The sequence below is a fragment of the Faecousia sp. genome (assembly GCF_048519415.1).
GTDB lineage: Bacteria > Bacillota > Clostridia > Oscillospirales > Oscillospiraceae > JAZOXB01.
Window position 1 is genome coordinate 1 of the sequence record NZ_DBFZUT010000046.1, and the last position, 6,190, is coordinate 6,190.

At 59.0% G+C, this 6,190-nt stretch carries 5 protein-coding genes; all 5 read left to right on the top strand.

What is annotated here, in order from left to right; all coding sequences use genetic code 11:
* The first annotated feature begins 193 nt into the window (after positions 1-193).
* The 5 genes from ACMKFF_RS05120 to asnS all read left to right on the top strand — a co-directional run bounded on the left by ACMKFF_RS05120 (position 194) and on the right by asnS (position 6,039).
* Positions 194-3,250, top strand: a complete 3,057-nt coding sequence (locus ACMKFF_RS05120) for a vWA domain-containing protein (protein WP_419496259.1) — start codon at positions 194-196, stop codon at positions 3,248-3,250.
* A gap of 18 nt (positions 3,251-3,268) precedes the next feature.
* A complete protein-coding gene (locus ACMKFF_RS05125; RefSeq protein WP_349135880.1) occupies positions 3,269-3,445 on the top strand; it encodes a hypothetical protein in 177 nt (58 codons plus the stop codon).
* Between the two features lie 65 nt (positions 3,446-3,510).
* Positions 3,511-4,224: a hypothetical protein gene (locus ACMKFF_RS05130; protein WP_419496260.1), complete on the top strand. Its 714-nt coding sequence runs from the start codon at positions 3,511-3,513 to the stop codon at positions 4,222-4,224.
* On the top strand, positions 4,221-4,499 hold the full coding sequence (locus ACMKFF_RS05135) for a PqqD family peptide modification chaperone (protein WP_418467679.1): 279 nt from the start codon (positions 4,221-4,223) through the stop codon (positions 4,497-4,499). Before ACMKFF_RS05130 ends, ACMKFF_RS05135 begins: the two co-directional genes overlap by 4 nt.
* 148 nt (positions 4,500-4,647) lie before the next feature.
* Entirely contained in the window at positions 4,648-6,039 is a 1,392-nt protein-coding gene (gene asnS, locus ACMKFF_RS05140; RefSeq protein WP_367927367.1) for an asparagine--tRNA ligase, read from the top strand.
* Positions 6,040-6,190 lie beyond the last annotated feature (151 nt).

Genomic DNA, 6,190 nt, shown 5'->3' on the forward strand with positions numbered 1-6,190 from the left:
CTCTATTTCAGATATAGATATTTACATCGGATAAATTCTTTAACATTTTATCCGATTCTTTTTGAACGCAAAACTGCAGCACCATTCATCTCGTTATATGCTATTCTCAAAAACAAAAAACGCCCATTGCGTTACAGAACGCAGAAAATTTGCGGCACTCACCTGCCGAAGAGTCGTTAGAGGAGGAAACACCATGAAACGCATCAAACGAACGCTTGCTGCTCTGCTCATCGTCGTCCTGACGCTGGCCCTGCTCGGCGAAGCCGTCTTCGCAGACAACAGTGAGCAGCCCGTCTGGCCCGAAGAGGGCGCGATCCAGCTCAGCAAAAGCGCTGCCGCTGTCGAGGGAAAGGAAAACACATGGGAGGTCACGCTCGGTATTCAGGGCAAAAATTATAAGACGACCTCCGACGTCGTGCTGGTCATCGATAATTCGAACAGCATGTATCCCAGCGAGACATCCAAAGAAGACCGTATGACAAAAACGAAGGCCGCCGCAAATGCCTTCGTGGACACGCTGCTGACTGAGGACAGCACCACGCGCATCGCGCTGGTCGTCTACAATCTCAAGGAGACGCACACAGGCTTTTATGCCTACGCGAACAGGGCTGCGCTGAAGCAGCAGATCAATGCCATCACGCAAAATAATGACGACGGCGGCACCTTTACGCAGCTTGGCCTTCATACAGCCCGTACCCTGCTGAACTCCGCGGAATCCACCGGGCAGAATAAGAACATCGTGCTGCTGAGTGATGGCGAGCCGACCGCCAGTTACCGTATTGGCGGCAGTATTACATGCACGGAAGATATTGAATTTAAAGACTATACGTTTTTCATTGGAGTTACCAAATACGCCACTTCGAATATCAATTGGGCAACTGCTCAAATCAATTGTAACTATAACAAGGTTGACGGAAACGGCGAGGAATTTGTTACCGATGCTGCTTCCGGGCTGGAAATAACAGGATGTAAACATGCAAGTGACGGCGGTGACGATTACATCACCCACGGAATTGCCACCATATGGGAATCGAATCAGGCGAAGGCCGACGGCACAACGATCTATTCCGTTGCTCTGCAGGTCGGCACGAACGGCGAGCAGGTCCTGAAAGCCTGCGCCACGAATCCGACCAAAGGCTACTTTGCCATTGGCTCCTCGACGAACATTGAGACCGCGCTGAAGGACGCCTTCACCTCAATTGCGGGCAGCATTTCCATTGCGGCCCGTGCCGGCTCCGTCGCCGACACGATGGGTGACAACGTTCAGCTTGTCTTCAAGGACGCCGCGCCCATCATCACGACCGATATGGCCGTCTATGCTGCGGGCAACGCCGACGTCTACATCAGTCAGGGCACGGCCTCCTATGACTCCGCGGCCCGCGCCATTCACTGGACGGTCGGCAACGTCAGCGAGCAGGATAAGCCCGTCATGAAGTACCGGGTCACCATCAAGTCCGGTTATACGTCCACTGGTGAAACGCTTCTCACGAATGAGCAGGCCATCTTCTCCTACATCGACTACCTCGGCCGTGATGCCGAAGCCGAATTCCCGAAGCCCGAGGTCACCGTGGGCGGCGGCAAGCTGCTCGTGCACTGGTATCAGGTAAACGAGCAGGGCCTGCCTGTCAACGCGCAGGGCACCGTGGTCGAGTCCCCCGCCCTCGCCAATCAGGTCCAGCCTGCGGAATACCACAGCGTGAACGGTTCGACCGGTCTGCTCTATAACACGCCCTATACCGTGGACCACAAGATCTTCGACGGCTACACCTACTATGGCAGTTATATCCTGAATGACGGCAGCCTGACCGAAGGCGACAGCGCCACCGTCACGCTGACGGCCGTGAGCTCCAACCAGGACCTCTGGTTCGCCTATGGGCGTGATTTCAAGGTCGCGCATGTGCAGAACGGCATCGTCGTTCAGACCGACACCCACGCCGTGACGGAGCATTTTGATCTCACGGCGCAGGTCCCCGGCGGCCGTCTCTACGGCGGCGCATTCTCTGCCGAAGCCTGTGGCGCAGACAGTGTCCAGAGCTTTGCCGCCGGGCAGAATGCCATGGACTTCACACCGGAGGCCGGAGCCACCTACTACATCTGGGAGCCGAGTGATGTTTATCTCGCGCCGCGCAACTACAACGTCTGGCAGCATGTCTACGGCGGCTCGAACGGCGAGCGCGGCGTCATCGCAACGTATCTGCTGACGACCATTGACCGCACGCTCTATCAGGAGGTCGGCTTCCTGTCCGGCGGCAACAGCTATGTGTCCGAAAAGGACGGCGCGTCGATCGCCTACGGCGTCGTGAATGCAAACAAGAACGGCACGCTCTATCAGCAGCTGTTCGTTCGGAACGGCATTCTGAATGCAACCGAAGGGCTGGAGGCCACCAGCCGCGACGACGGCTACATTGGCCTGTATCGCTGGACGGACGGCGCGTTCTATCAGAAGGACGCCGCATTCTCCTTCCAGCCCTATTGGATCACGCTTGACGGCATCCGTGTCACCGGCACGAGCGTGCGCACCTGCACCTATCGCGGCACCGGCACAACGGATGATCATCAGAGTCTTGGCATCTCAGCTAAAACGACCGGCTCGGCCTGCACGGTAGTCTCTGCTGCCGAAACCACCATCCGCTTCGCCGAGACCTATTCCCTTGACGCTGCGACGGACGCCCCTGTCGCTCCGCCCGAGCCGGAGCCCGAGACCGTTACGCTGACCCTGCACGAGGGCACGAGCACCCGCAGCATCACCGTCCCGACGGGCGATCAGCGCGGCAAGGTCGCCCCGGCCGAGCTTGGCGGCAAGGTCTTCGCAGGCTGGTATACAGACGACGCCTACCGCACGCCTGCCGATCTTTCCAATGTGCAGGAGAACCGCACGCTCTACGGCAAGTACGTCAGTTATAATTACCTGCGCGTGGAATATCAGCGCAACAGCTTCCTGCAGGGCAACAGCATCACGCTGCTCTCCGCCGTCGACGGGCGCGGCTTTGCAGAGACGGGTTTTGTCATCAACGGAAAGCGCGTCGCCGTACCGCAGCTGACGGAGCGCTTCCGCGTCTTTACGGCGCAGATGGTCTTTGGCCGCAGCGTCAGCCGTGACGCTCTGCTGATGACGATGCCCTACTCCCTGCAGGGCCTGCAGCGCGGCGCTGCGATCGAGATCACGCCGTACTGGGTCACGCCGGACGGAACGACCGTCTACGGCGAGGCGCGCACGCTGATCTACGAGTACTTCACCCTCTGTGGGTAAGAACAGGAGGCAATCACAATGGATGATATTATGAATGCAGAGCTGACAGACATCCTGAAAGCCAATAATATTGAAATTCCCGTTTCGGGCGGCGGAGGTCTGCAGAGCATCGGTCCCGGCATGTATCTCTTCACCATGCCGGACGGCAGACAGATCACGTTCAATGACGCAGGCGAGATCACGAATATTCAATAAACCACCTTATGGGGAGGCACTGCCTCCCCACAACTGTATTCGCTCAATTTGGTAAGGAGACATCTATGGAGCTGACCGTCGTGCTGGCCGGGGTTCCGGTCCGTCTTTCCCTGCGCAGTCCGGCCTATGCGGCATGCTTTCAGCCGTTCCGGACGGAGGCTGACCCGGTCGCAGCCGTCCGGGTCCCGGAGGATGCGCTCAAAGAGGCCGCACCGCACTACGAGGCCGGTACCACGCCGGAGCAGGTCGAATATCTGGAGCTCGGTCCTCGTGTCTGCGATGCCCTGCTCCCCTACGGCCGCATACTGTTCCACGGCGCGGCGATTGTCTGGCGCGGACGGGCGTGGATCTTTACCGCAAACAGCGGAACCGGGAAAACGACGCAGTATATGCTCTGGAAGCTGTGCTTCGGCAGCGAAATAAAAATTCTGAACGGAGATAAGCCCCTGCTGGAATTCCGCAAGGACGGCATTCTCGTCCATCCCTCGCCCTGGCGCGGAAAGGAGGGCCTCGGCTCTCTGGACACCGCCCCGCTCGGCGGCATCATTCTGCTGGAGCAGAACGAAGAGAACCGCATGCGCCGTCTGCTCCCGGCTGAGGCAGCCGGGCCGCTGCTGACGCAGCTGCTGTTTACCCGCAAGAACGCGGACGATGTCCGCGCAGCCTGTGCGCTGGAGGAGCGCCTGCTGGCGCAGGTGCCCGTCTGGCTGCTGCAAAACCGCGGCGACGCGGCCTCGGCCGCTCTGTGCCGCGATACCCTGATGGAGGCGCAAACATGACATACACCTTACAGAAAGATGTGGCGCTCGTGACCGTGTGCGACGAGCATTTTCTGGTTGCCGCCGGGCAGGCCCGCGGCAAGGTCCCTGCCGTGAAGGGCATCAACCGGCCGGGAGCCTATTTCTGGAACCTTCTGCAGCAGAAGCTGCCGGAGAACGACATTCTCCGCCGCACAGCCGCAGATTATCACATTCCCATTGAGAAGGCCGCACTGGCACTGCGCCGCTTCGCCGCGCTGCTGGCCGCCGAGGGCTATCTGACCATGGCAGGATGAGCCTCAAAAGCGCTCCGACTTCGCTGTCGGGGCGTTTTTTGTGGGAAAAAGCTTGTAATATGGGCACGATTCGAGTATAATAGATTGCAAATCGAATTCAGCGCAACGCTTCGGCGAACCCTGAAACACAAGAGAGGTTGAAGTCATTATGGAGCTCGTAACTGTTCGAGACCTGTTCAAGCACACCGCAGACTACGCCGGGAAGACGGTCTCCGTCGGCGGCTGGGTGCGCTCCGTCCGCGCGTCCAAGACGTTCGGCTTTATCGTCCTGAGCGACGGCACGTTCTTCCAGCCGCTGCAGGTCGTCTATCATGATACGATGGATAATTTTGCCGCCATTTCCAAGACGAATGTCGGTGCTGCTCTCATCGTCCGCGGCACGCTCGTCGAAACGCCGGACGCCCGTCAGCCCTTTGAGCTGCAGGCCGAGGAGGTCACGGTCGAGGGCGCTTCCACGCCGGACTATCCCCTGCAGAAAAAGCGCCACACGCTGGAATATCTGCGCACGATGACGCACCTGCGCCCGCGCACGAACACCTTTCAGGCCGTGTTCCGCGTCCGCAGCCTCGCTGCCTATGCCATTCACCAGTTCTTCCAGGAGCGCGGCTTCGTCTATGTCCATACGCCGCTCATCACCGGCTCCGACTGTGAGGGCGCAGGCGAAATGTTCCAGGTCACGACGCTGGACCTCAACAACGTACCTCTTACGGAGGACGGCAAGGTCGACTACACGAAGGACTTTTTCAACAAGCCGACGAACCTGACCGTCTCCGGCCAGCTCAACGGCGAGACCTATGCCATGGCCTTCCGCAACATCTACACGTTCGGTCCGACGTTCCGCGCCGAGAATTCCAACACGACGCGCCATGCCGCCGAGTTCTGGATGATCGAGCCGGAGATCGCATTTGCCGACCTGAGCGACGATATGCGCCTTGCCGAGGATATGATCAAGTATATCATCTCCTATGTGCTGGAAAACGCTCCGGAGGAGATGAGCTTCTTCAACCAGTTCGTGGACAAGGGCCTGCTGGAGCGCCTGCACCACGTCATGACGTCCGACTTCGGCCATGTGACCTACACCGAGGCCATTGCTCTGCTCGAGCCGCACAATGACCAGTTCGAGTATCCGGTCCATTGGGGCAGCGACCTGCAGACCGAGCACGAGCGCTACCTCACCGAGGTCGTGTTCCAGCGCCCCGTTTTCGTCACGGACTACCCGAAGGAGATCAAGGCCTTCTACATGAAGCTGAACCCGGACGGCAAGACCGTCGCTGCCATGGACTGCCTCGTCCCCGGCATCGGCGAGATCATCGGCGGCAGCCAGCGTGAGGACGACCTCGAGACGCTGCGCAACCGCATGCATGAGCTTGGCCTGAAGGAAGAGGACTACGGCTTCTATCTTGACCTGCGCAAGTACGGCTCTGCCCGCCACGCCGGCTTCGGCCTCGGCTTCGAGCGCTGCGTCATGTACCTGACCGGCATGGGCAATATCCGCGACGTCATCCCCTTCCCGCGCACAGTCAATAACTGCGATCTTTGATCGTGATCTCAACCGAGTAGGAGGGACGTTTAGTCCCGTCCTCTCACACCACCGTGCGTACCGTTCGGTACACGGCGGTTCAATCGCATAAGTGCACAGACTCGTACCGGTCTAGGATACTGTAGTATCCTGCCCGTGCGAGTCTTTCTTT